Raw genomic sequence first — 23,797 nt, 5'->3', positions numbered from 1 at the left:
ATGGGGGTCTCCGCCTCGCAGGAGGACGGCAAGGTCAAGGGCACCAAGATCGCCGGCACCTCGCGCGCCGATCGGCAGGCGTCCTACGACCTCGCGGACTTCCCGGAGCTGACCGGGCGCGAGGAGGACTTCCGGTTCACCCCGCTCAAGCGCCTCAGGGGACTGCACACGGATGAGCTGACGGGGCCCGCCCCGGCGGTGACCGTGTCCGGCTCCGATCGCGTGCGCGTCGAGACCGTGGGCCGCGACGACGCCCGCGTGGGCTCGGCCGGCATCCCCGAGGACCTCCTCTCGGCCAGCGCCTGGGCCGCCTTCCAGGAGGCCACCGTGGTGACCGTGCCGGCCGAGGCCGAGATCGACGGCACCGTGATGATCGAGATCGAGGGCACGAGCCCGGATCCGGCCGCCTCCCACCTGGTCGTGGTCGCCGAGCAGTTCTCGAAGGCGCGCATCGTGCTGCGCCACCACGGCTCAGCCGTGGTCTCGCAGAACGTCGAGTTCTCCATCGCCGATTCGGCGAACATCACCGTGGTCTCCCTGCAGGAGTGGGAGGACGAGGGCACCGTGCACGCCTCGGCGCAGCACGTCTCGCTCGGCCGCGACTCGCGCTTCAAGCACGTGGTCGTCTCCCTGGGCGGCGACACCGTGCGCGTGACCCCGTCGGTGCGCTTCCGCGCACCGGGTGCCGACGTCGAGATGTACGGCCTGACCTTTGTGGACGACGGCCAGCACCTCGAGTCGCGGCTGTTCGTGGACCACTCGCAGCCCAACTGCCGCTCGCGCGTGACCTACAAGTCCGCGCTGCAGGGCGAGGGCGCCCACGGCGTGTGGGTCGGCGACGTCCTGATCCGCCCGGCCGCCGAGGCCACCGACACCTACGAGCTCAACCGGAACCTGATCCTCAACGACGGGCCCCGGATGGACTCGATCCCCAACCTGGAGATCGAGACCGGAGTGATCGCCGGTGCCGGCCACGCCTCCACCACGGGCCAGCTGGATGCCGAGCACCTCTACTACCTCATGTCGCGAGGCATCCCGGAGCGCGACGCCCGCGCCCTGGTGGTGCGCGGCTTCCTCTTCGAGATCCTGCAGCAGATCGAGGACGAGAGCATCGAGGAGCGCCTGCGCGAGATCGTCGAGGCCGAGCTGGCCAACGTCGAGCGCGGCGCCTGAGGTCCCGCCACCGAAGCACCTGCCGATCACGGCACCCACACCTTCACCATTTCAGGAGAGACTTTTGAGCACTCTGGAGATCAAGGACCTTCACGCATCGGTCCTGCTCGACGACGAGAACAGCAAGCAGATCCTCAAGGGCGTGAACCTCACCATCAACTCGGATGAGGTCCACGCGATCATGGGGCCCAACGGCTCCGGCAAGTCCACGCTGGCCTCGACCATCGCGGGCCACCCCAAGTTCCGCGTGGACTCGGGCGACATCCTGCTGGACGGCGAGTCCGTCCTGGAGATGTCCGTGGATGAGCGGGCGCGGGCCGGGCTCTTCCTGGCCATGCAGTACCCGGTCGAGATCCCGGGCGTGACCACCTCCAACTTCCTGCGCTCGGCCAAGACCGCCGTCGACGGCGAGGCCCCCGCTCTGCGGACCTGGACCAAGGACGTCAAGGAGGCCGTCGCTCAGCTGAAGATGGATCCGCAGATGATCCAGCGCAACGTGAACGAGGGCTTCTCCGGCGGCGAGAAGAAGCGCATGGAGATCATGCAGCTCGAGCTGCTCAAGCCCAAGATGGCGTTGCTGGACGAGACCGACTCCGGCCTGGACATCGATGCCCTCAAGGTCGTGTCCGAGGGCGTGAACCGCGCCAAGGCCGCCAACGGCATGGGCGTCATGCTCATCACCCACTACACCCGCATCCTGCGCTACATCGCTCCCGATCACGTGCACGTCTTCGCCGACGGCCGCGTGGTGGAGCAGGGAGGCCCGGAGCTGGCCGAGCAGCTCGAGGCCGAGGGCTACGACAAGTACGTCGCTGCCGCCAAGTGACCGGCTGAACCCGGACGAGGAGGACACCATGACCGAAACGACCGCCGACGCGGGCCAGGTCCCCGCGGGCGCGCCGCAGATCTCCGAGGTCGAGGACGCGCTGAAGAACGTCATCGATCCCGAGCTCGGCGTGAACATCGTCGATCTGGGCCTGCTCTACGGCGCCTCCTACATGGAGGACGGGGCCCTCAAGCTCGACATGACGCTGACCACGGCGGCCTGCCCGCTGCAGGACGTCATCGAGGAGCAGGTCGAGCAGAACCTCGGCCCGCTCGTCGACGAGTGGCACGTCAACTGGGTCTGGATGCCGCCGTGGGGCATGGAGCGCATCACCGAGGACGGCCGCGACCAGATGCGGGCCCTGGGCTTCAACATCTGACCCGCCTGCGGCGCACGACAGCGCCCGGTCGCGCAGCTGATCAGCTTCGCGACCGGGCGCTGTCGTCGTGTGTGCGGGCCCCATCGGGGCTGCGCGGGCCCGACGGCCCCGCGTCAGCGCTCGATCAGCGGATCGAGTTCGGGTGCTGGCACAGGGGAGTGGTCTCGATCGTCATGTACGGGTACATGGGGAAGCCCGAGAGGATCTCGTGCAGTCGCTGGTTGGACTCAACCTCGAAGATCGACACGTTGGCGTACTGCCCGACTACGCGGTAGATGGCCTCCAACTCACCGGCCTCCTGCAGCCCCTGGGAGTACTCCTTCTCCTGGGCCTGCTTCTGGGCCACCTCCTCGGCGGACATGGACTCGGGGAACTGGATCCGCATGCGGCAGAGGAACTTCACGATCGACTCTCCTGATCTCGGGTGCTGGTTCACGGCCACTCTAACGACCGTGGGACGGGTCACGGCCGAGGCGAGTCCAGTCCGCGGGCAGCCAGTGCCTCGCCGGTGCGCTGCCCGTGGGCCACGGCGGAGATCACCAGGGGAGCGGCGAGCCCGACGGGGCCGAGCCGGGTACCGCGCGCGGCGGCGGCATCGCGGAGGTCGTCGAGCACGCCGGTCAGGAACGGGATCGAGCGCAGCATGATCTGGATCGCCAGCCCGATCCGCTCCGGATCCGCCCCCATCAGCCGCAGCGGGGACAGCAGCCGCACGAGCCCGTCGAGCAGCTCGGGCAGGGGCGTGGTCTCCAGCAGGACCCGGGTGGCCAGCAGCGCGGTCACGACCGTGAGCAGCACCTCGGCGGCCATGGCGGGATCGCGGCGCAGCAGCAGGTGATAGGCCGCCAGCAGACCCAGGATCCACGAGGCGGGACGGAGACTGTGCCACCAGGCGCGCGGACCTATGCGTGCGGCGGCTGCCGCGAGCAGGACCAGCAGCAGGCACCCGGCGGGCACCGCCCAGGAGGTCTCGGGCGCCTCGATGCCGAGCCGTCGCAGCAGCCATGGGAAGGGCAGCATCAGCAGCACCGAGATCACCGCCACGCCGGAGGCCTTGAGCGCCAGCGGGGCGCGGTGGACCGGGGTGTCGGCCGGGCGGTGGAAGCCGAAGAGCTCGCGGCGCGAACGGCTCACGGAGCGTTCCCGGGGCCCGGTGGAGCGGTGGGGAAGCCTTCGCGGCAGCAGCGCCGGTAGCGGTCGATGACCTCCTCGGCGGGGCCGTCATCCAGCAGGAGGCCGTCGTGGATGAGCAGCGCCCGCTGGGCCGTGGCGGCCAGCTCCAGGTCGTGCGTGGAGATGATCTGCTGCTGGGACAGGGCGTCGAGGCGCTCGAGCAGGGCATCGCGGTGGCGCAGGTCCAGCAGCGTGGTGGGCTCATCGAGGGCCAGCACCCTGGGCTGCACGGCCAGCACCGCCGTCAGGGCCACGAGCTGGCGCTCACCGCCGGAGAGGTCGTGGATCGACTGATGGCGCTGCCGGGACAGGCCCGCCTCTTCGAGCAGCCGCCCGGCGATCTCGGCCCGTCGTCCGGAGGGCTCGCCCGCGACCCGGAGGGAGAGCTCGACGTCCTCCTGGGCCGTAGGCATCAGCAGCTGGGCGGCAGGATCCGAGAACAGGAACCCGACGGCGCGACGGGCCGCGCGGACGTCGTGCACCGCGTCCGTCCCGTGGACGCGGGCCGAACCCGAGGAGACCTCGGCCAGGCCGTTGAGCACGCGCAGCAGCGTGGACTTGCCGGAGCCGTTGAGCCCGATCACCGCGATCCGGCGCTCGTGCAGCTCGACGCTCAGCGGCCCGAGCAGGCGAACGGGCTCGCTGCTGCTCGGCGGGCCGGGGACCTCGACGACGATCTCGCGCAGCTCGATTCCGCGGTGCTGCCCGCCGCTCACGACCGTGCGGCCAGCCGGGGGAAGGCGCGGTGCACGGCAGCGGCGATCAGCGCCGCCAGCACGAGCTTGAGCAGATCGCCGGGCCAGTAAATCAGATCTGCCAGGAAGGCATCGCGCAGGGTGAGTCCGCCGTTGAGCATCATCCCGGGGATGCCGAAGACGCGGGTGATCAGGAACCCGCCGAGCAGCGCAGCGCTGATCAGCCCGAGGAGCACACGGCCTCGTGAGACGCCGCGGCGCAGGACGGCGTAGGCCAAGAACCCTACGCAGGCGGCGGCGATCGGGAACGCAATGATGTAGCCGGCGGAGGGGCCGGCGAGGACCGCCGGTCCGCCGCGGAAGCCGGAGAAGATCGGCAGACCGACGAGGCCCACCACCACATAGAGCGCGACGGCCAGGAAGCCGCGGCGCCCGCCCAGGACCAGTCCGGTGAGGTACACGGCCAGCGTCTGCAGGGTGATCGGCACGGCCAGGGGTCCCACGGGAATGGCCGGCAGGACGGCGCACACGGCCACGAAGGCCGCGAAGACGGCGATCAGGCCGAGATCCGTGCCCGCGCTGCGACCAGGGGCCGTCTGCTTCCGTGCGGCGGCAGGAGCGGTCTGTGCGGAGTCGGCGGAATCCTGAGGACGGGAGGATGCTGGCGTTGATGAAGGCATGGCACAAGGATAGGGGAGGGTTCGGATATCAATCGGCAGCAGGGCGCCGGTCGTGGCAAGAGTCCGCGGTCTCGCCCTCGTCGGGACCGCTGCTCGACCGGCCGCCCGCGCCTGCGGTCTCGCCCCACGGCGCGGGACGACCGAGATCGCCGATCTCCTCGGAGCGCGGCTCGGCGCGAGGCGTCCCGCCATTCGGCTGGTGCACCGGCCAGCCTGCGACGGGATCCCGCAGCGGCTGGGTCGGCGGATGCGCGGCCGGCAGCAGCTGACCGGTGGCGGCATCGGTCGCGGTCGCGCCACGGGAGGCATGGCGGGCAGGCTGCAGCCGCATGGCCTGATAGCGCCAGCGCTCGGCCAGCGAGGCCCGACGCGCCGCCGACGTCGCCGGGTCCACCGGGTCCGCCCCCAGCACGGGGTCATCTCCCGACTGGTAGCGATCCGACCAGATCTGGATCACCGACCAGGCCACCGCGGTCACGGGCGTGGCCAGGATGGTGCCCACGATCCCGCCGACCAGCCCGCCGATCGTCAGCGCCGTGAGCACGATCAGCGGGTGCAGGCTCAGGGACTTGCCCACGATCAGGGGCTGGAGGAGGTTGCCGTCGACGTTGTTGACGATGATGGTCAGCGCCGCGACCGCCAGCGCCGAGGGGAGCCCCAACGTCACCAGCGCCACGATGGCCGCGAAGAAGCCCGAGAAGAACGGGCCCACGATCGGGATGAAGGCGGACAGGAAGCACAGCACCGCCAGCGGCAGCGCCAGCGGGACGCCGATCGCCCACAGTCCGAGACCGATCAGGGTGGCGTCGACGGTGGCCACGATGACGATGCCCCGGACGTATCCGCCCAGGACCTCGGCCGTGCGATCACCTGTCTCGGCCATGCGGGCGCGGACCCCGCCGTGGAACCAGCGCAGCAGGAAGTTCCACATCCGGGGGCCGTCCTTCAGGAAGAAGAACAGCATGACCAGCGAGAGGATCGTGCCCGTGAGGACGCTGCCGGCGGTTCCGAAGCTCGAGAACAGAGTCGAGACGACCGCCTGCGACGAGAGCATGGACCCGGCGGAGGACGTCAGGTCGGAGAGCATCTGGGAGTCGATCGGCACGGAGGGATCCGTGAGCACGCCCTCGATGTCATCGACCCCCTGGGCGAACTGCTGGGACAGCGTGTCCCATTCGGCCGTGACCGTGGCGGCGACCGCGGCGACGATGCCCGAGACCACCACGATCAGCGCCACGAACACGATCGCGGAACCGGCCCAGCGCGGCAGGCCGCGGCGCACCAGGGCGTTGACCAGCGGCCCGACCGTGGTCGCCAGGATCAGGGCGACGAGCGCCGCGATGACCGCCAGCTGGACGACGATCATCACCCAGACGAGGGCTGCCGCCAGGACGCCGAGGATCAGGATCTGCGCGGCGCGTCCTGCGGCACGGCCCATCGCATCGCGCCAGACGCCGCCGCCGGCATCCAGCTTCTCCGGCGGCTGTGCGGGCCCCGGGGCATCCGAGTGCTGGTGCAGCACGGGCTCCGCCGCGGCGATGTGCGAGCCGCCGGACGACGCCCCTCCGCGCCGGGGCGAGCGATCGGGGTCGCCCGTGGACGCGGTGCCGGCCGGGGTCGGGTCACTGGTCATCGGGTTCGCCTTCGATCGGGATCTCATCTGTCGCCTCCATGGCGGGGGAACAGCCTCCGGTCGAGTCTAGGCCTGCGGGGAGGCGCCCCGACCGGGCGCGGGGGCGCGTCGCCGGTCCGGTCGATCCGGGCAGCGGTGTCCCAGCTGACAGCGCCGGGGAAGGCTCCCGGCTAGACTGCATCGGTTCCGCCGTCCGCCGACGGCGCCCGCCCCCGTCGAAAGGCCGTGCCTGAAGTGATCACCGTGTCGAACCTCGAACTGCGAGCCGGAGCCCGGCTGCTGATGGACGACGTGGACTTCCGGGTGCAGAAGGGCGACAAGGTCGGCCTGGTCGGGCGCAACGGCGCCGGCAAGACGACCATGACCCGCGTGCTGGCCGGCGAGGGCATCCCGGCCGGAGGCACCGTGACCCGCAGCGGCACGATCGGCTACCTCCCGCAGGATCCCAAGGTCGAGGACATGGAGCAGCTGGCCCGCGACCGGATCTTCTCTGCGCGCGGCCTTGCTGAGGTCATCGCCCGCATGCGCACGGCCGAGGAGGAGATGGCCTCCGAGGACGAGACCGTGCGGGACCGGGCCATGAAGCGCTACCCCCGCCTGGAGACCGAGTTCCAGGCCGGCGGCGGCTACGCGGCCGAGTCCGAGGCCGCCACGATCACCGCGAACCTGGACCTTCCGGACCGCGTGCTCAACCAGCCGCTGCGCACGCTCTCGGGCGGTCAGCGCCGACGCGTGGAGCTGGCCCGCATCCTGTTCTCGGACGCCGACACGATGCTGCTCGACGAGCCCACCAACCACCTCGACGCCGATTCGGTGGCCTGGCTGCGCGAGTTCCTGCGCAGCTACTCCGGCGGCGTCCTGGTGATCTCCCACGACGTCGAGCTCATGGAGATGGTGGTCAACAAGGTCCTCTACCTCGACGCCAACCGGGCGGTCGTGGATGTCTACAACATGGACTGGAAGCGCTACAAGGCCCAGCGCGAGCAGGACGAGCACCGCCGCAAGCGGGAGTACGCCAACGCGGAGAAGAAGGCCACGGCACTGAAGGCCCAGGGCGAGAAGATGCGCGCCAAGGCGACCAAGGCCGTGGCGGCGCAGCAGATGCTCAAGCGCGCCGAGCGGCTGATGGCCTCCGTGGAGGGCGAGCGCGTCCAGGACAAGGTCGCCGCGATCCGCTTCCCGGCACCGGCACCCTGCGGCAAGACCCCTCTGCGGGCCACCGGGCTGTCCAAGTCCTACGGCTCGCTCGAGATCTTCAACGACGTCGACCTGGCCATCGACCGCGGCTCGCGCGTGGTGATCCTGGGCCTCAACGGCGCGGGCAAGACCACGCTGCTGCGCATGCTGGCCGGCGTGGCCGAGCCGGACTTCGGGCAGGTCGAGCCCGGCCACGGCCTGAAGCTCGGCTACTTCGCCCAGGAGCACGACACCCTGGATCAGGACCGCACGGTCCTGCAGAACATGAAGACGGCGGCCCCGGAGCTCACCGACACCCAGGCACGCACCGTGCTCGGCTCGTTCCTGTTCCAGGGCGACGACGTCGACAAGCCCGCCGGCGTGCTCTCCGGCGGTGAGAAGACCCGGCTGGCCCTGGCCACTCTGGTGGCCTCCTCGGCCAACGTGCTGCTGCTCGATGAGCCCACCAACAACCTGGATCCTGCCTCCCGCGAGGAGATCCTGGCCGCGCTGCGCCGCTACGAGGGCGCCGTCGTCCTGGTCTCCCACGACGAGGGAGCCGTGGAGGCGCTGAACCCGGAGCGTGTGGTCATGCTTCCCGACGGCATCGAGGACCACTGGTCGCAGGAGTACCAGGACCTCATCTCGCTGGCCTGAGCCTCGCGGTCCCGGCTCCAGGGCACTGCGGGAGCCGGGCAGCCGCTGCGAGCGAGCCTCAGCGAACGTCCAGGGCGGCATCCTCCTCGGCGGCGTCCTGCACCCCGAAGCGCTTGCGGCGCTTGGGCCGGGTCAGATCGCGCAGATGCGCCGGCATGTCGTCGACCATCTCGAGCTGGCGCATGAGGTCCTCCTCGGTGCGTCCGTCGCCGATGCCGATGAAGCGGCCCTCGGCGTCGTAGTACTGGGCCAGCTCGGTCTCGATCCGGGCGGCGTAGTCGCGGTCCCAGGCGTCGTTGCGCACCTTCTGGCGCGCCGAGTAGCCGTACGCCACGAAGGCCAGCACCGCGAAGGCCGACCACTGCATCGAGTACGACAGCTGCGGCCCGTAGTCCAGGTCCGGCTCGGCGAATCCGGCCGGCCGCGTCTGCGCGGCAGGGTCCTCCGCCATCATCTGCCCGTAGGCCTGGTCCACGAGATCCGCGCCGGAGACCTCCTCCACGTCCGGCAGGTGGATCGAGGCGACCTGGCCCTCGGGAGCGGTGCGCTCGGGCGTGCCCTCCGAGGGCTGCACGCGGGCGGTGACCTCGACCTGGCCGGCGGGTGCCTCCGGGACCTCGGAGGGGCTGCCGTCGCCGGTCTCGGACGTGGGGATCCAGCCGCGGCTGATCAGCACGACGGCACCCTGCTGCGTGCGCAGCGGCACCAGGACCTCGTAGCCGATCTGCCCCTCGGAGGTCCGGTTGCGAGCCAGGACGGTGTCCTCCGTGAGGTACTCCCCGCGCAGCTGCACCGGGTGCCACTGCTGGGAGCCGTCGTAGTCCTCGAAGGCGGACAGGGCCTCCTGGCCGGTGAGGGGATCGGCGTCGTAGTTGTCGATGATCAGCTGGTTGCTGTGATCGATCTGCTCGGCGCGGTCGTACTGCCAGTTGCCCAGGTACAGGCACAGGGCCGCGCCCAGGCAGCAGACGATGAACCAGCCGATCCAGCGCCCGGAGAGCAGGAACGAGTAGGTCTGCAGGAACCGCCTCATGCCTGCACCTCTGACAGCGGACGGATCTCGAGCAGGAAGCCGCGAGCGTCCAGGAACTCGCCGAGGTGCTGCCGGTGCTCCTGGCAGGCCACCCAGCGCTTGCGCCGCTGAGGGGCGTGGACGCGCGGATTGTTCCACTCGAGCACCCACACGGCGGCCTGACGGCAGCCGCGGCGCGAGCACTGAGGGGCCGCGCCGTCCTGATCCGCCGAAGCGGCCTCCCGGGGCTCCCGGGGGCCGTCGGACAGCGAGCCGAGCAGATCGAAGGACATGGGGGAGAGGACTCCTGGTGGTCTGGTGAAGTGGTTCGCAGGCGGCGCGGGCGGGTCTCAGCCGGATCGGCCGCCCGTTCCATTGTCCTGCATTCCGGCAGCGGGGCGGCCCCGCCCGGATTCGAGCATGCGCTCGGTGTCCTCGCTCCACTCGCCATCGATCGTCTCCGCATCGGAATCGCTCGCGGGCTCGGCGGTCAGCTGGACGGGGGCCGGCTCCGGATCAGGGGCCATGTACGACGACGAGCGCTCGGTGCGGTCCGCGCCCACATTGGCCAGCAGCACGGCCGACCAGGGAAGCACGATGATGCCCAGCCCGCACACGATGCGCAGGATCCAGTGGTCCACGAGCACGAACGCGATCAGGCAGACCACGCGCAGCAGCATCTGGATGCCGTAGACGACCATGCGCCGGCCCATGTCCGCCGAGTGCGCCTCCGGTGTGGAGGTGATCGAGTAGGAGTCCGCGTCCTTTCCCCGACGCTTCCCGCCCGATCCTGAGGACGAGGAGGCTCGGGGCTCGACAGCGCGGGAGCGGGCGCGCGCTCGCTCGGCCGTGGCCTGCATGGCGGCGAGGTCGGAGGGGTTGAGGTATCGGGGCGTCATGTCCTCAGCTCCTTCCGCCGCGTTCAGACGGCGCAGCAGGAACCCGGTGCGCCGCGGCCGTCGGATCAGCCGCCCGACGGCCTCCCACCATTGTGCACCCGCGCGCTGACAGCCTCGGGCCGGGCGGCTGACTGCTGATCGGCACAAGCCGGAACGGGGAATCTCTGAGATGCTCCACCACGGATCGGCGGACGCCGGCCGGTAATGTGTCGCTGGACTTCTTCCGCTTCGAAAGGCTCGACACCACATGACAGCTCAGACGCAGGACGCGCAGACTCCGCGAGTGGTCCTGGTGACCGGCGGCAACCGAGGCATCGGCCGCAGCATCGCGGAGGCCTTCCGTGCCCAGGGTGATCAGGTCGTCGTGACCTACCGCTCGGGCGAGGCTCCGGAGGGCGTCGACGCCGTGCGCTGCGACGTCTCCGACACCGAGTCCGTGGACGCGGCCTTCACCGAGATCGAGAAGACCTGGGGCCCCGTGGACGTCGTGGTCGCCAACGCCGGGATCACCCAGGACACCCTGCTCATGCGCATGAGCGAGGACGACTTCACCTCCGTGGTGAACACCAACCTCACCGGGGCCTTCCGGGTCTCCAAGCGCGCGACCCGCGGCTTCCTCAAGAAGAAGGCCGGGCGCATCGTGTTCATCTCCTCGATCGTCGGCTACACGGGCGGTCCGGGGCAGGTCAACTACGCGTCCTCCAAGGCCGGGCTCCAGGGCATGGCCCGCTCCATCACCCGCGAGCTCGGCGGCCGCGGCATCACCGCCAACGTCGTGGCCCCGGGCTACATCCGCACCGACATGACGGCGGAGCTTCCCGAGGACGTCTCGGCCGGCTACGCCGAGCGCATCCCTGCCAACCGCTTCGGCGAGCCCGAGGAGGTCGCCGAGGTCGTGCGCTGGCTGGCCACCTCCTCCGGGGCCGCCTACATCAACGGAGCCGTGATCCCGGTCGACGGCGGCTTCGGCATGGGCGTCTGAGGCCTCCGCCTTCCCGGACACACCCGACACAGCATCTGAGGCCCTCGAGCGGTCGCAGACATCCAGCAGCAGCGAGCACAGGAGAGCACCATGGACTCAGTGGCAGGCAAGACTGTCGTCATCACCGGATCCTCGCGCGGCGTCGGCGCCGACACCGCCAAGATCCTCGCCGGACAGGGCGCGAACGTCGTCGTGAACTACCGGCAGAAGGCTCCGCGCGCCAATAAGGTCGTACAGCAGATCGAGGAGGCCGGCGGCAAGGCCGTGGCCGTGGGCGCCGACCTCACCGACGATCAGGGCATCAGCCCGCTGCTGCAGGCCGCGCAGGACAGCTTCGGGTCCGTCGACGTCGTGATCCTCAACGCCTCGGGCGGCATGGAGTCGGACCTCGGCGAGGACTACGCCATGCGCCTGAACCGCGACGCCCAGGTCCGCGCTCTGGAGACCGCGGCCGAGGCGCTGCCCCAGGGCGGCCGCGTGGTGTTCGTGACCAGCCACCAGGCGCACTTCATCCGCGAGGTCGAGACCATGCCCGAGTACGAGCAGGTGGCGCTGTCCAAGCGCGCCGGCGAGGATGCGCTCACCGAGCGGATCCCCATGCTCTCCGAGAAGGGCATCGACTTCGTGGTGGTCTCCGCGGACATGATCGAGGGCACCGTGACCGCCACGCTGCTCAACCGCGCTCGTCCCGGCGCGCTGGATCAGCGCCGCGAGTCGGCAGGCCGCCTCTATACGGTCCAGGAGTTCGCGCAGGAGATCGCCGCCATGGTCACCGCCGACGTCCCCACCGGACACGTGGAGCTCGTGGGCGGAGCCGAGGACTTCCTGGCCCAGTCGCAGGGCTGATCCAGCACCTTCGACATACGACGACGGCGGCGCCGAGCTCACTGAGCTCGGCGCCGCCGTCGTCGTGCAGGGGGACCTCAAAGGTCGGCGAAGAAGCGCACCGCATCCAGGTTGGGGATGTTGATCTGGGCGTCCGCGACCTCGCGCAGCACGGGCTTGGCGTTGAACGCGATGCCCACCGCGGCGGCCTCCAGCAGCTGGATGTCGTTCGCGCCGTCGCCCACGGCGATGGTCTGATCGGCAGCGACTCCGTCCGACTCGGCCCAGGCGCGCAGCATCGAGGCCTTCACCGAGGCGTCCACGATGGGGCCCAGGATGCGTCCGGTCAGGCGACCGTCCACGACCTCCAGCTCATTGGCCAGGTAGTGGTCGATCTCGTGCTTGGCCATCAGCGGCTCAAGCACCTGGCGGAAGCCGCCGGAGACGACGCCCACGGTCCACTCGGCGCGGTGGAAGGTCTCGACCAGCACGGCAGCGCCCACCGTGGGACGCAGCTCCTGGGCGACCTCGCCGATCACGGAGTCCGGCAGGCCCTCCAGCAGGGCGACGCGCTCGCGCAGCGACGCGGCGAAGTCGAGCTCCCCGCGCATGGCGCGCTCGGTGATATCGGCGACGTGGTCCTGCACTCCTGCCTTGGCGGCCAGCAGGTCGATGACCTCCTGCTGGATGAAGGTGGAGTCCATGTCCATGACGAGCAGCTTGCGGCGCTCGGGATCCAGGATCGAGGCGGGGACGACGCTGACGTCGACGTCGTCCCACAGGGACGAGAGGGGATCAGGCCGCACGATCCGGCGAGCCTCGTCCAGGGTCAGGCCCGTGAACTTCGCGTAGGCGGCGTTGTAGCCGTTGAGGTCTCCATCCGCCGAGCCGCCGCCGGAGGCGCTGGGCGTGACGCGGACGCGGCCGTGGGACTCGATGTCGCCCCCGGCCTCCTCGACGGTCTCCATGATCTGCCCGACGGTCTCCGGATGCGGTGTCCGTGCCAGGGCGATCAGGGCGAGTTGCTCGGTCATGGCGGCGAGTCTAGCGGCAGTGGGCTTGTCATCCGGCATCGTCCGGCTCTGCAGGTCGTCACGGACGGGAGCCCGCCGGAGGATAGAGTGGCGGGCATGAGCGCAGCCCTGTCGATGACCGATGTCGATCTCGTCCGCAGCGGGAAGAACCTGCTGGAGCAGGTGAGCTGGTCCGTGCAGGACAGCGAGCGCTGGGTGGTCCTGGGGCCCAACGGCGCCGGCAAGTCCACTCTGCTCTCCCTGGCCTCGGCACGTCAGCACCCCACCCGCGGCACCGTCGAGATCCTCGACGAGACCCTGGGCCGGGTGGACGTGTTCGAGCTGCGTCCGCGGATCGGCCTGACCTCTTCGCACCTGGCGGATCAGATCCCCGGCGGGGAGACCGTCGCCGACGTCGTCCTCACGGCCGCCTACGGCGTGGCCGGGCGCTGGCGCGAGCACTACGACGAGGCCGACACCGAGCGCGCCGCACAGCTGCTGTCGGACTGGAACCTTCAGGGACTGGCCGATCGGAAGTTCGGCTCGCTGTCCTCCGGGGAGAAGAAGCGGGTGCTGATCGCCCGCGCCCTGATGACCGACCCCGAGATCCTGCTGCTCGACGAGCCCGCTTCCGGACTGGATGTGGCCGGGCGCGAGGACCTCGTGACGCGGCTCGACGAGCTGGCCGCCTCCGAGCTGGCGCCTGCCGTGGTGATGGTGACCCATCACCTCGAGGAGGTGCCCCCGAACTTCACGCACGCCCTGCTGCTCAGCGAGGGCCGCGTGGTCGCCGCTGGACCGGTGGGCGAGGTCATGACGCAGTCCAACCTCTCGGAGACCTTCGGCATGCCGCTGAAGCTCGTGCGCGTGGGCGATCGCTTCGCCGCGTTCCGCCGCGACTGATCCGGTCCTCTCGATGGAGTGGATGTCCGGGCTGCTCGAGTCGTTCGAGTTCACCTGGTGGCAGGCGGGGCTGATCCTCGTGGCCGGGGTGTGGGCCGGTCTGATCAACACGATCGTGGGCTCCGGCACTCTGGTGACCTTCCCCGTGCTGGTCACCATGGGCGTGCCGCCGGTGACAGCGACCATGTCGAATGCCATGGGGCTGATCGCCGGGAACCTCACCGGTGCGTGGAACTACCGCGCCGAGCTGCGCGGCCTGCGCGGGACCCTGCTGAAGCTGCTGCCGTGCTCCATCGTCGGCGGCGCGATAGGCGCCGGGCTGCTCATGGTGCTGCCCGAGGAGGTCTTCTCCTATGTGGCGCCGGCGCTGATCGTCGTCGCTCTGTTCTTCGTGGTCTTCCAGCCCCGACTGCAGGGGATCGTGCGGCAGCGGAAGGAGGCTCAGGCTCAGGAGATCGCTGACGCCGCCCGGGCCCACGGCGAGGAGTCGGCACAGCTGGATCCGAACTCCCTGCCGCAGCCGTCGATCCTCTACGTGCTGGTCTTCATCGCGGGCATCTACGGCGGCTACTTCGTGGCCGCGCAGGGCGTGCTGCTGCTGGGGATCCTGGGCGTGTTCCTGCTGGCGTCCATGCAGTCGGCCAACGCCGTGAAGATCTTCCTGGTGGCCGCGGTGAACATCGTGGCCGCCGTGTCCTACATCCTCTTCTCCTTCGAGCGCATCGACTGGTGGGTCGTGGTGCTGATCGCGATCTCGTCGTCGGTCGGCTCGTGGCTGGGCGCCAAGGTGGGCCGCCGGCTCTCGCCGGTGGCTCTGCGCACGGTGATCGTCGTCCTGGGGCTGGCCGCCCTGGCCAACATGGTGAGGCAGGTGCTGTGAGCCAGCAGGTCCCCCCTTCCTTCGACGAGCTCGGCGCGCGGTTCCCGCAGCTGACGGTCCTGAGGGATCCGGCCGATCCTCGGGTGGCCGACTACACCTCGCTGACGGATGTTTCGCTGCGGCGCAAGCTCGAGCCCGAGCGCGGGATGTACCTGGCGGAGTCCTCCAAGGTGCTGCGCCGGGCCCTGGCGGCCGGGCATCAGCCGCGGTCGTTCTTCATGTCCCGCAAGTGGGTGCTCGATCTGGCCGACGTGCTCGACGCCCACCCCGAGGTCCCTCTCTATGTGGGGGAGGACGAGGTGCTCGAGGGCGTCACCGGGTTCCACCTGCACCGCGGCGCACTGGCGGCCATGCAGCGCCCGAAGCCGCTGCCGCTGGCCTCGGTGCTGGCCTCGTCGCAGCGCGTGGCGATCGTGGAGGACGTGGTCGATCACACCAACCTGGGGGCGATCTTCCGCTCGGCGGCAGCCCTGCAGGTCGATGCCGTGCTGGTGACCCCGCGCTGCGCCGATCCGCTCTACCGCCGGGCGATCCGGGTGTCCATGGGCACGGTCTTCCAGGTGCCGTGGGTGCGCTTGGAGCACTGGACGGCGGATCTGCAGCAGGTCAAGGACGCAGGCTTCCTCACCGCGGCCATGGCGCTCGAGGACGACTCCCTGGCCCTCGACGAGCTCGGCACGCGCGTGCGGGAATCAGGGGAGAAGCTGGCGCTGCTGCTGGGCACCGAGGGCCACGGGCTCACCGCGCCGGCCATCCATCACGCCGATCTCACTGTGCGGATCCCGATGTCCCACGGGGTGGACTCGCTGAACGTGGCCGCGGCGTCTGCGGTGGCCTTCTGGGAGACGCGGCCGGGGTGATGCAGGTGCTGGGCTGAATCGGGCTCGCGGATAAGGTGGATTCATTCAATGGACCTGCGATCGCGCTGCAGCGCGAAGGAGACCTTCTATGCCACCGACGACCAGCCAGACGCAGCGTGCTGAGCTTCACAAGACCATCTGGCGGATCGCGAACGATCTTCGCGGCAGCGTCGATGGGTGGGACTTCAAGACCTACGTGCTGGGCATGCTCTTCTACCGGTTCATCTCCGAGAACCTGACGGCCTACATCAACAAGGGCGAGCACGAGGCGGGCGACGCGTCGTTCGACTACACGAAGTTGCCTGACTCGCAGGCAGAGTTCGCGCGCAACGAGGTCCTTGCGGAGAAGGGCTTCTACATCCTGCCGTCAGATCTGTTCACCAACGTCCGTGAGCACGCCGCGAACGACGAGAACCTCAACGAGACGCTCGAGCGGGTCTTCAAGAACATCGAGGCGTCGGCGCTGGGTACGGACAGTGAGGACGACATCAAGGGGCTGTTCGACGACCTGGATGTCAACAGCAACAAGCTCGGCTCGACGGTCGCCAAGCGCAACCAGAAGCTGGCGAAGTTGCTCGACGCGATCGGTGATCTGCCGCTGGGGCGGTGGGAGGACAATTCGATCGATCTGTTCGGCGATGCCTACGAGTACCTGATGCAGATGTATGCGGCCAACGCGGGCAAGTCCGGTGGTGAGTATTACACGCCGCAGGAGGTCTCCGAGCTGCTGGCGCGCATCACGGTCGTTGGCAAGAAGCAGGTCAACAAGGTCTACGACCCGGCGGTCGGCTCGGGGTCGCTGCTGCTGAAGTTCGACAAGGTGCTCGGGAAGAACAACGTCCGCCAGGGGTTCTACGGTCAGGAGATCAATCTGACCACGTACAACCTTGCGCGGATCAACATGTTCCTGCACGACGTGAACTATGCCGACTTCAACCTCGCTCACGGTGACACCCTGATCGATCCGCAGCACTGGGACGACGAACCGTTCGAGGCGATCGTCTCCAATCCGCCCTACTCGATCAAGTGGGAGGGCGATGCCAACCCGCTGCTGATCAACGATGAACGGTTTGCGCCGGCGGGTGTCCTCGCGCCGAAGTCGAAGGCCGACTTGGCCTTCACGATGCATATGCTGAGCTGGCTCGCGGTCAACGGCACTGCAGCAATCGTCGAGTTCCCCGGCGTGCTGTACCGCGGGGGAGCTGAGAAGAAAATCCGCCAGTACCTCGTCGACAACAACTACATCGATGCCGTCATCCAGTTGCCGCCGGACCTGTTCTTCGGAACGACGATCGCGACTTGCATCCTCGTGCTGAAGAAGTCGAAGAAGACCAGCGACGTACTGTTCATCGACGCGTCGGCAGAGTTCAAGCGCGTCGGAAACAAGAACAAGCTGCTCGAGGAGCACCGGGCGAGGATCCTCGACGCGTTCACAACGCGTGAGCCAGAGGACTACTTCACCACGGTCGTCAGTGACGAGGACATCGCGGCGAATGACTACAACATCGCGGTGTCGTCGTACGTCGAGGCCGAGGACACTCGCGAGGAAGTCGACATCGCGGAGCTGAACGCCGAGATCGCGCGCATCGTGGCACGCCAGGCGGAGCTGAGAACAGCGATCGACGAGATCGTGGCGGATCTGGAGGGCTCCAAGTGAGCGGCATCGATGACCTGATCCAGGAACTTTGCCCGGACGGGGTGGAGCATACTGGCGTTCTCGATATCGCCGACTATGTGCGTGGCATCACTTACAGCAAGAACGACGAGGATTCGGCAGGGGAGATTCAGGTGCTCCGCGCCAACAACATCACGCTCGCCTCCAACACGCTCAACTTTGAGGACGTGAAGCGTGTTTCAAGTCATGTTCGTGTTCGCGACGCACAGCGCCTGCGAGCTGGCGACACACTCATCTGTGCTGGCAGCGGTAGCCGCGATCACATAGGCAAGGTCGCATACATTCGCGAGGACATCGGGCAGACGTTTGGTGGCTTCATGGCGGTCCTTCGCACGACTGATGCGCGTGTGGAAAGTCGATTTCTGTTCCATCTTCTTACGGGTGAGCGATTCAAAACTCACCTCGATCGCTCGCTCTCGACCTCGACGATCAATAACTTGAACGCCAGCGTCATGCGCGGGTTCCGCGTCCCAATACCGCCTCTCGAGGTGCAGCGCGAGATCGTGCGAAAACTGGATCAGTTCACCCAGCTGGAAGCGGAGCTGGAAGCGGAGCTGGAAGCGGAGCTGGAAGCCCGGCGCACCCAGTATGAGTACTACCGTGACAAACTAGTGCGCGGCAACTGGGGTCGAAGAAGTCGACTCGCTGATCTTGGGACTTTCGTTCGTGGCCGCCGGTTCACCAAAAGTGACATCGTTGAGAAGGGCATCCCAAGCCTTCACTACGGAGAGATCTACACCGATTACGGGACTTCAGCGACGCGCGCTGTGCGGCATATTCGACCTGAGCTACGGGAAAATCTTCGGTATGCGCAACCCGGAAGTGTTGTATTCGCCGGGGTCGGCGAAACGGTAGAAGATGTGGGGAAGGCAGTGGCTTGGCTGGGTGAAGAGCCGATCGCGACGCACGACGACACGTTTGTTTTCAGCTCCGGCCTCGATCCGAAGTACGTGGCATATGCGGTCCAGACGGCTGATTTCCATCGACAGAAAGAACGCCACGTGTCGCGCGCGAAGGTCAAGAGACTGTCGGCGGCGGGTCTTGGTGCGATCGAAATCCCTGTGCCGTCGCTTGAGGAACAGGCATCAATCGTCCGGTCACTTGACAAGTTCGACGCTCTCGTCCACGACATCAGCATCGGTCTGCCAGCCGAGCTCGCTGCCCGTCGCAAGCAGTACGAGCACTGCCGCGACCGCCTGCTGACGTTCAAGGAGCTGACGCCATGAGTTCGGTGACGAAGCCAGCTGGGGTCGAGCGCTGGGCAGACATCTCTCAAGACGGGCTGTACCGCTACCGTCTTGGGCGGCGATGGGACGACGCCCTTCCGGTGTGTGTGTTCATCATGCTCAACCCATCGACTGCGGACGCAGCTCAGGACGATCCCACGATCCGGCGGTGCATGGGGTTCGCCCGCGATTTCGGCTGCGGCTCGTTGCTGGTCGGCAATCTCTATGCGTTCCGAGCGACGGATCCACGGGATCTCTTCCGAGCGCCGGAACCGACCGGTGGAGCGCAGAACGATGCCGTTCTCACGGACCTCATGGGACGCGGAGAGCATGTGATCGCCGCGTGGGGGAACCACGGAAGGCTCGCTCGAGTGAATGAAGTCGCCAGCTTGCCTGGCGCGACGCGTCTGAAGGCGCTGGGCACGACGAAGTCGGGCGCGCCCCGTCACCCGCTGTATGTGCCGTCTTCAGCGAGACCGATGGAGTGGAGGCTGTCAGTATGAGTGATGCACTCGCACGGAGGTTCGACCCGATCGCTGTCTCGTCGGAGAGCACGGTCGTTGCCGAGTACGTCGCCGAGCCGATGAAGTCTGAGACATACCAGTCCGAGGCGGCGCTTGAGCGCGAGATGATCCGTCTGCTGGAGACGCAGGCGTATGAGTATCTCCCCATCACATCAGAGACGCAGCTGGTCGCGAATCTGCGCGAGCAGCTCGAGGCGCTCAACCGCATCACGTTCTCGGATGCCGAGTGGGAGCAGTTCTTCACGACGAAGATTGCTGGTGCCAACGACAGCCTCATCGAGAAGATGGTGCGTGTGCAGGAGGATCACGTTCAGATCCTCAGGCGCGACGACGGGACGACGAAGAACATCGCGCTGATCGACAAGTCGAACATCCACAACAATCGGCTGCAGGTCGTAAACCAGTACGAGATCGGACGCGGCGAGGGCGACGCCGGGGAGGATGGTGCCAGCTACGCGAACCGATACGACGTCACGGTGCTCGTCAACGGGCTACCGATGGTGCACATCGAGCTGAAGCGTCGCGGCGTGGACATCCGGGAGGCCTTCAACCAGATCAATCGCTATCAGCGAGAAAGCTTCTGGGCGGGCTCGGGTTTGTTCGAGTACGTGCAGCTCTTCGTGATCAGCAACGGCACGCTCACGAAGTACTACTCCAACAGCACCCGAGCGAAACACCTCAAGGACAGCCAGAAGCAGGCGGGAGCGAGCAGGGCGAAGCAGTCCAGCAACTCGTTCGAGTTCACCTCCTGGTGGGCCGATGCCAGCAACAAGCCGATCACCGAGCTGACAGCGTTCACCAGGACGTTCTTCGCGAAGCACTCGCTGCTGAACGTGCTGACGAAGTACTGCGTGCTGACTGCTGATCGCGACCTGTTGGTGATGCGTCCGTACCAGATTGTCGCCACGGAGCGGATCCTGCAGAAGATCCAGATCTCGACGAACTCCAAGAGGCTCGGCACCGTCAAGGCCGGAGGGTACGTCTGGCACACGACCGGATCGGGCAAGACGCTAACCTCGTTCAAGGCGGCGCAGCTCGCCTCGAAGATGCCGAGTGTCGACAAGGTGCTGTTCGTCGTCGACCGCAAGGACCTCGATTACCAGACGATGCGGGAGTACGACCAGTTCGAAAAGGGCGCGGCGAACTCGAACGCGTCGACGGCGATCCTGAAGAAGCAGCTCGAGGACCCCGGCGCGCGGATCATCATCACGACGATCCAGAAGCTGTCGACATTCATCAAGGCAAACAAGGGCCACGAGGTGTTCTCGGGCCACGCGGTGATCATCTTCGACGAGTGCCACCGTTCGCAGTTCGGTGACATGCACACCGATATCACGCGCGCGTTCAAGCGGTACAACCTGTTCGGGTTTACGGGCACGCCGATCTTCGCGGCGAACGCCGGAAGCGGCGGGAACCCTCAGCTGCGCACGACCGAGCAGGCGTTCGGCGACAGGCTGCACACGTACACGATCGTCGACGCCATTACGGACAGGAATGTACTGCCGTTCCGGATCGACTACGTCAACACCATCAAGGTCGGGAATCCCGATGACTCACAGGTGTCTGCGATCGACCGTGAAGGAGCTCTCCTGGACGTGCGTCGGATCCGGGAAATCGTGACGTACACCCTGGAGCACTTCGATCAGAAGACGAAGCGCACATCGAGCTACGAACACGGTGTCGTGACAAACGTTGCCGAATCGGTGCGGGGCCGACGTCAGGTGGAAGCACTCAAGGAACGGAAGCGGGTTCGCGGATTCAATGCCCTGTTCGCGACCGAATCGATCGATGCCGCACGCCGCTACTACAACGAGTTCCGGCGGCAGATGGATCAGCTTCCATCGGACAAGCGTCTGAAGATCGGACTGATCTTCAGCTACGGCGCGAATGAGGCCGAAACCGACGGCATCCTCGACGACGAAGCGTTCGACACCGATGCGCTCGACGGCCCCGCACGTGAATTCCTGGAAGACGCGATCCAGGACTACAACGACATGTTCGGGACCAGCTACGACACGAGCGCGGATCGGTTCCAGAACTACTACAAGGACCTGTCGCAGCGGATGAAGAATCGCGAGATCGACCTGGTCATCGTGGTGAACATGTTCCTCACCGGTTTCGACGCGACGACGCTGAACACGCTGTTCGTCGACAAGAACCTGCGCGCGCACGGCCTGATCCAGGCGTATTCGCGCACGAACCGCATCCTCAACTCGGTGAAGACCTACGGCAACATCGTCGCCTTCCGCGACCTCGAAGAAGAGACGAACGCCGCGCTGGAGCTGTTCGGCAACAAGGATGCCCGCGGCGTGGTGCTGCTGAAGCCGTACAGCGACTACTACGGCGAGTACGCAGACAAGGTCACCGAGCTGCTGACTCGCTTCCCGATCGAGCAGCAGATCGTGGGGGAGCAGGCGCAGAAGGCCTTCATCCAGCTGTTCGGCGCGATCCTGCGGCTGCAGAACATCCTGACGTCGTTCGACGAATTCGCCGGCAACGACCCGCTCACCGAGCGACAGCGGCAGGACTACACCAGCATCTACCTGCGCCTTCGGGACGAGTACACGCGCGCTCGCGACGGTGACAAGGAAGTCATCAACGACGACGTCGTGTTCGAGATCGAGCTCGTCAAACAGGTCGAGATCAATGTCGACTACATCCTCATGCTCGTCGAGAAGCTCCGAGCCGAGCAGGGAGACGGTGAGGACAAGGAGATCCACGCCGAGATCACCCGTGCCGTCGACTCGAGCCCAAGCTTGCGGAGCAAGCGCGATCTCGTCGAGGACTTCGTCGAGTCGGTGTCGTTGCAGGACGGGGTCGATGAGCAGTGGCAGGCCTACATCGCGGCGAAGCGCGAGGCCGAGCTCCAGGAGCTCATCGACACGCACAAGCTCAAGCCCGAGCAGACTCGGTCGTTCGTGGATGCGGCGTTCCGCGACGGCCGACTGCGCACAGCGGGAACGGAGATCACCCGCATCCTGCCACCCGTGTCACGGTTCAGCGGCGAGTCCAACCACGGCGACAAGAAGAAGCGGGTCATCGAAGCGCTTACCAGATTCTTCGAGCGGTTCCGGGGCCTTGCCTCGGAGAGTGAAGAGCCGATCGAAGCTCGTCGATAGGCTGGATCTCATCTTCATTCCGGAACAACGATCGCGTCGCTGCGAGAACGGAGACCCTTCATGGCACTGATCACCGCAGAAGCGCTGCGTGGAGAGCTGCGCTTCGTGCTCGCGGTATTCCCCGGGGGTATTGTCTGATGACCGAGATGCCCACGTGGGAAGGATTCATGATCCCGGTGCTGAGGGTCATGGGCGATGGAGCTGTCCGGCACCTGCGCGAAGTGCATCCGCTGGTCGCGGACGACATCGGCCTGACAGGGGTGCAGCGCGAGGAGATGCTGCCGTCGGGAAACCAGCCCAAGTACATGAATCGCATCGGATGGGCGGTGTCATTCCTGACGAACGTCGGTGCGCTCACCCGTCCGGAGCGCGGCCACTATCAGATCGCGGAGGCCGGCCGTGAAGTCGTCGGGCGCTTTCCCCAAGGGGCGAGAGAGCGAGACATCGCCGCGCTGGGCGAGGACCCGGGCTCACTGATCCGGCCTTATGTTGCGCGCGCAAAGAGCGCAAGAGCCTCCGTTGCCTCAGCAGACACCGACGACGATTCGTCTATGACGCCGATCGAGCAGGTGCAGAGCGGGATCGAGCGGATCCACGAGAAGACCGCGATGGAGCTCCTCACCCGGCTCAGGGGCAAAGACCCCGGCTTCTTCGAACAGGCAGTGGTCGACCTGCTTCTTGCGATGGGCTACGGCGGCACGACCGGACGCGGCAGTGTCACCCAGCTCTCGGGCGACGGCGGCATCGACGGGGTGATCGATCAGGACATCCTGGGACTGAACCGCGTCTACATCCAGGCCAAGCGCTACGGGGATGACAACACCGTCGGGCGCCCCGATCTTCAGGCCTTCGTCGGAGCTCTGAGCGGCAAAGCCGACAGCGGCGTGTTCATCACGAGCAGCCGCTTCTCCGAAGGCGCCCGCACCTACGCCAAGAATGTCCCGACGCGCATCATCCTCATCGACGGCAAGCGCCTCACGAGCTTGATGATCCGTTTCGGCGTCGGGGTGCAGGTCAAGGAGACCTACAAGGTGATCGAGATCGACGAGGACTTCTTCGCGTGATCTGGTGATGCGGGGTCGAACAGGGCTCAGCCCTGCTCGACCGGTCCCTGCACGTCGTAGCGCAGCCACAGGCTGCCGTCCTCCAGCGGTTCGACGCCCTTGAGCGAGAAGCCGATCGGCAGGGGGCTGGAGCGCTCGCCGCTGGCCTCGAAAAGGGAGGCCGTGTCGGTCTCGCCGTCGGCCAGCGGCATCATCACGATGCTGATCTCATCGCACAGGCCGTCGCGGACCATGGACCAGTTCAGGGTCCCTCCGCCGCCCAGGATCAGCTCGTCCACGCCGAAGACCTCCCCGATCCGGCGCACCGCGATCTCCATGTCCAGCTTTTCCTCACCGGCGATGAGGTAGGAGGCCCCCGTTACCTTTTCGGCGGCGCCTGGATCGATCAGGATGAGCAGGTGCCGGCCAGCCGGTCCTCGGCAT

At 67.3% G+C, this 23,797-nt stretch carries 24 protein-coding genes; 14 read left to right on the top strand and 10 right to left on the bottom strand.

Features of this window, described 5'->3' with window-relative positions; genetic code table 11:
- The 3 genes from sufD to RF645_RS00110 all read left to right on the top strand — a co-directional run bounded on the left by sufD (position 1) and on the right by RF645_RS00110 (position 2,378).
- Entirely contained in the window at positions 1-1,173 is a 1,173-nt protein-coding gene (sufD, locus tag RF645_RS00120; protein ID WP_259903021.1) for a Fe-S cluster assembly protein SufD, read from the top strand.
- Positions 1,174-1,237: 64 nt separating this feature from the next.
- Complete coding sequence (gene sufC / locus RF645_RS00115; protein WP_006213169.1) at positions 1,238-1,999, top strand: Fe-S cluster assembly ATPase SufC; 762 nt, start codon at positions 1,238-1,240, stop codon at positions 1,997-1,999.
- Positions 2,000-2,027: 28 nt separating this feature from the next.
- A complete protein-coding gene (locus RF645_RS00110) occupies positions 2,028-2,378 on the top strand; it encodes a metal-sulfur cluster assembly factor (protein WP_006213168.1) in 351 nt (116 codons plus the stop codon).
- A 124-nt stretch (positions 2,379-2,502) separates the two neighbouring features.
- Here RF645_RS00110 and RF645_RS00105 read toward each other — a convergent pair whose 3' ends face one another.
- From RF645_RS00105 to RF645_RS00085, 5 genes are read right to left on the bottom strand one after another with little or no spacing between them, the layout of a single operon-like run.
- A complete protein-coding gene (locus RF645_RS00105) occupies positions 2,503-2,781 on the bottom strand; it encodes a muconolactone Delta-isomerase (RefSeq protein ID WP_368818358.1) in 279 nt (92 codons plus the stop codon).
- A 59-nt stretch (positions 2,782-2,840) separates the two neighbouring features.
- On the bottom strand, positions 2,841-3,512 hold the full coding sequence (locus RF645_RS00100) for an energy-coupling factor transporter transmembrane protein EcfT (protein ID WP_058870882.1): 672 nt from the start codon (positions 3,510-3,512) through the stop codon (positions 2,841-2,843).
- Complete coding sequence (locus RF645_RS00095; protein WP_368818357.1) at positions 3,509-4,267, bottom strand: energy-coupling factor ABC transporter ATP-binding protein; 759 nt, start codon at positions 4,265-4,267, stop codon at positions 3,509-3,511. Before RF645_RS00095 ends, RF645_RS00100 begins: the two co-directional genes overlap by 4 nt.
- Positions 4,264-4,926: a biotin transporter BioY gene (locus tag RF645_RS00090; protein WP_058870880.1), complete on the bottom strand. Its 663-nt coding sequence runs from the start codon at positions 4,924-4,926 to the stop codon at positions 4,264-4,266. The genes RF645_RS00095 and RF645_RS00090 overlap by 4 nt, the downstream gene beginning before the upstream one ends.
- 28 nt (positions 4,927-4,954) lie before the next feature.
- Entirely contained in the window at positions 4,955-6,559 is a 1,605-nt protein-coding gene (locus tag RF645_RS00085) for an AI-2E family transporter (protein ID WP_314301401.1), read from the bottom strand.
- Between the two features lie 234 nt (positions 6,560-6,793).
- On the opposite strand from RF645_RS00085, the gene RF645_RS00080 reads away from it, so the two are divergent.
- The gene (locus RF645_RS00080; RefSeq protein WP_259903020.1) at positions 6,794-8,392 is read left to right on the top strand and encodes an ABC-F family ATP-binding cassette domain-containing protein; all 1,599 of its coding nucleotides are present in this window, start codon (positions 6,794-6,796) and stop codon (positions 8,390-8,392) included.
- Between the two features lie 58 nt (positions 8,393-8,450).
- Here RF645_RS00080 and RF645_RS00075 read toward each other — a convergent pair whose 3' ends face one another.
- From RF645_RS00075 to RF645_RS00065, 3 genes are read right to left on the bottom strand one after another with little or no spacing between them, the layout of a single operon-like run.
- Complete coding sequence (locus RF645_RS00075; RefSeq protein WP_206390188.1) at positions 8,451-9,425, bottom strand: SURF1 family protein; 975 nt, start codon at positions 9,423-9,425, stop codon at positions 8,451-8,453.
- Complete coding sequence (locus RF645_RS00070; RefSeq protein WP_006213159.1) at positions 9,422-9,697, bottom strand: hypothetical protein; 276 nt, start codon at positions 9,695-9,697, stop codon at positions 9,422-9,424. Before RF645_RS00070 ends, RF645_RS00075 begins: the two co-directional genes overlap by 4 nt.
- Positions 9,698-9,754: 57 nt before the next feature.
- Positions 9,755-10,303 (bottom strand): DUF3099 domain-containing protein, encoded by a 549-nt coding sequence (locus RF645_RS00065; RefSeq protein WP_206390190.1) that lies wholly within the window; start codon positions 10,301-10,303, stop codon positions 9,755-9,757.
- Positions 10,304-10,550: 247 nt separating this feature from the next.
- Here RF645_RS00065 and fabG point away from each other — a divergent pair, with 247 nt between their 5' ends.
- Both fabG and RF645_RS00055 read left to right on the top strand, forming a co-directional pair.
- Positions 10,551-11,285 (top strand): beta-ketoacyl-ACP reductase, encoded by a 735-nt coding sequence (gene fabG / locus RF645_RS00060; protein WP_058870877.1) that lies wholly within the window; start codon positions 10,551-10,553, stop codon positions 11,283-11,285.
- 90 nt (positions 11,286-11,375) lie between these two features.
- On the top strand, positions 11,376-12,131 hold the full coding sequence (locus RF645_RS00055; RefSeq protein ID WP_006213156.1) for an SDR family oxidoreductase: 756 nt from the start codon (positions 11,376-11,378) through the stop codon (positions 12,129-12,131).
- A gap of 77 nt (positions 12,132-12,208) precedes the next feature.
- Here RF645_RS00055 and serB read toward each other — a convergent pair whose 3' ends face one another.
- Entirely contained in the window at positions 12,209-13,144 is a 936-nt protein-coding gene (gene serB / locus RF645_RS00050) for a phosphoserine phosphatase SerB (protein ID WP_314302148.1), read from the bottom strand.
- A 96-nt stretch (positions 13,145-13,240) separates the two neighbouring features.
- On the opposite strand from serB, the gene RF645_RS00045 reads away from it, so the two are divergent.
- The 8 genes from RF645_RS00045 (at position 13,241) to RF645_RS00010 (ending at position 23,374) form a co-directional block, all read left to right on the top strand.
- Positions 13,241-14,026: an ABC transporter ATP-binding protein gene (locus tag RF645_RS00045; protein WP_204781761.1), complete on the top strand. Its 786-nt coding sequence runs from the start codon at positions 13,241-13,243 to the stop codon at positions 14,024-14,026.
- 13 nt (positions 14,027-14,039) lie between these two features.
- Positions 14,040-14,906, top strand: a complete 867-nt coding sequence (locus RF645_RS00040) for a sulfite exporter TauE/SafE family protein (protein WP_082330931.1) — start codon at positions 14,040-14,042, stop codon at positions 14,904-14,906.
- A gap of 50 nt (positions 14,907-14,956) precedes the next feature.
- Positions 14,957-15,766 (top strand): TrmH family RNA methyltransferase, encoded by an 810-nt coding sequence (locus RF645_RS00035; RefSeq protein WP_368818663.1) that lies wholly within the window; start codon positions 14,957-14,959, stop codon positions 15,764-15,766.
- A gap of 88 nt (positions 15,767-15,854) precedes the next feature.
- Complete coding sequence (locus RF645_RS00030) at positions 15,855-17,423, top strand: type I restriction-modification system subunit M (RefSeq protein ID WP_368818356.1); 1,569 nt, start codon at positions 15,855-15,857, stop codon at positions 17,421-17,423.
- Positions 17,420-18,667, top strand: a complete 1,248-nt coding sequence (locus tag RF645_RS00025) for a restriction endonuclease subunit S (protein ID WP_368818355.1) — start codon at positions 17,420-17,422, stop codon at positions 18,665-18,667. The genes RF645_RS00030 and RF645_RS00025 overlap by 4 nt, the downstream gene beginning before the upstream one ends.
- Entirely contained in the window at positions 18,664-19,170 is a 507-nt protein-coding gene (locus RF645_RS00020) for a DUF1643 domain-containing protein (RefSeq protein ID WP_368818354.1), read from the top strand. Before RF645_RS00025 ends, RF645_RS00020 begins: the two co-directional genes overlap by 4 nt.
- Complete coding sequence (locus RF645_RS00015) at positions 19,167-22,310, top strand: type I restriction endonuclease subunit R (RefSeq protein ID WP_368818353.1); 3,144 nt, start codon at positions 19,167-19,169, stop codon at positions 22,308-22,310. The genes RF645_RS00020 and RF645_RS00015 overlap by 4 nt, the downstream gene beginning before the upstream one ends.
- A 167-nt stretch (positions 22,311-22,477) precedes the next feature.
- Positions 22,478-23,374 carry a restriction endonuclease gene (locus RF645_RS00010; protein ID WP_368818352.1) on the top strand — a complete coding sequence of 299 codons (897 nt, stop codon included), beginning with the start codon at positions 22,478-22,480 and terminating at the stop codon, positions 23,372-23,374.
- A 26-nt stretch (positions 23,375-23,400) separates the two neighbouring features.
- Here RF645_RS00010 and RF645_RS00005 read toward each other — a convergent pair whose 3' ends face one another.
- On the bottom strand, positions 23,401-23,715 hold the full coding sequence (locus RF645_RS00005) for a dihydrofolate reductase family protein (protein WP_368818662.1): 315 nt from the start codon (positions 23,713-23,715) through the stop codon (positions 23,401-23,403).
- Between the last annotated feature and the right edge of the window lie 82 nt (positions 23,716-23,797).

This window comes from Kocuria sp. CPCC 205260 (genome assembly GCF_040981045.1).
In the GTDB taxonomy this organism is placed as follows: Bacteria; Actinomycetota; Actinomycetes; order Actinomycetales; family Micrococcaceae; genus Kocuria; species Kocuria palustris.
Note: the sequence above shows the minus strand (reverse complement) of the source record. Positions and strands in the feature narration are given on the sequence as shown.

Excerpts from the sequence above, each read along its gene's own strand:
- sufD (WP_259903021.1), top strand. The coding sequence starts at position 1 with ATGGGGGTCTCCGCCTCGCAGGAGGACGGCAAGGTCAAGGGCACCAAG.
- RF645_RS00085 (WP_314301401.1), bottom strand. The coding sequence starts at position 6,559 with ATGACCAGTGACCCGACCCCGGCCGGCACCGCGTCCACGGGCGACCCC.
- RF645_RS00010 (WP_368818352.1), top strand. The coding sequence starts at position 22,478 with ATGATCCCGGTGCTGAGGGTCATGGGCGATGGAGCTGTCCGGCACCTG.
- RF645_RS00065 (WP_206390190.1), bottom strand. The coding sequence starts at position 10,303 with ATGACGCCCCGATACCTCAACCCCTCCGACCTCGCCGCCATGCAGGCC.
- RF645_RS00055 (WP_006213156.1), top strand. The coding sequence starts at position 11,376 with ATGGACTCAGTGGCAGGCAAGACTGTCGTCATCACCGGATCCTCGCGC.
- RF645_RS00075 (WP_206390188.1), bottom strand. The coding sequence starts at position 9,425 with ATGAGGCGGTTCCTGCAGACCTACTCGTTCCTGCTCTCCGGGCGCTGG.
- RF645_RS00040 (WP_082330931.1), top strand. The coding sequence starts at position 14,040 with ATGGAGTGGATGTCCGGGCTGCTCGAGTCGTTCGAGTTCACCTGGTGG.
- RF645_RS00070 (WP_006213159.1), bottom strand. The coding sequence starts at position 9,697 with ATGTCCTTCGATCTGCTCGGCTCGCTGTCCGACGGCCCCCGGGAGCCC.
- RF645_RS00110 (WP_006213168.1), top strand. The coding sequence starts at position 2,028 with ATGACCGAAACGACCGCCGACGCGGGCCAGGTCCCCGCGGGCGCGCCG.
- RF645_RS00020 (WP_368818354.1), top strand. The coding sequence starts at position 18,664 with ATGAGTTCGGTGACGAAGCCAGCTGGGGTCGAGCGCTGGGCAGACATC.
- RF645_RS00090 (WP_058870880.1), bottom strand. The coding sequence starts at position 4,926 with ATGCCTTCATCAACGCCAGCATCCTCCCGTCCTCAGGATTCCGCCGAC.
- RF645_RS00030 (WP_368818356.1), top strand. The coding sequence starts at position 15,855 with ATGCCACCGACGACCAGCCAGACGCAGCGTGCTGAGCTTCACAAGACC.
- serB (WP_314302148.1), bottom strand. The coding sequence starts at position 13,144 with ATGACCGAGCAACTCGCCCTGATCGCCCTGGCACGGACACCGCATCCG.
- fabG (WP_058870877.1), top strand. The coding sequence starts at position 10,551 with ATGACAGCTCAGACGCAGGACGCGCAGACTCCGCGAGTGGTCCTGGTG.
- RF645_RS00015 (WP_368818353.1), top strand. The coding sequence starts at position 19,167 with ATGAGTGATGCACTCGCACGGAGGTTCGACCCGATCGCTGTCTCGTCG.
- RF645_RS00045 (WP_204781761.1), top strand. The coding sequence starts at position 13,241 with ATGAGCGCAGCCCTGTCGATGACCGATGTCGATCTCGTCCGCAGCGGG.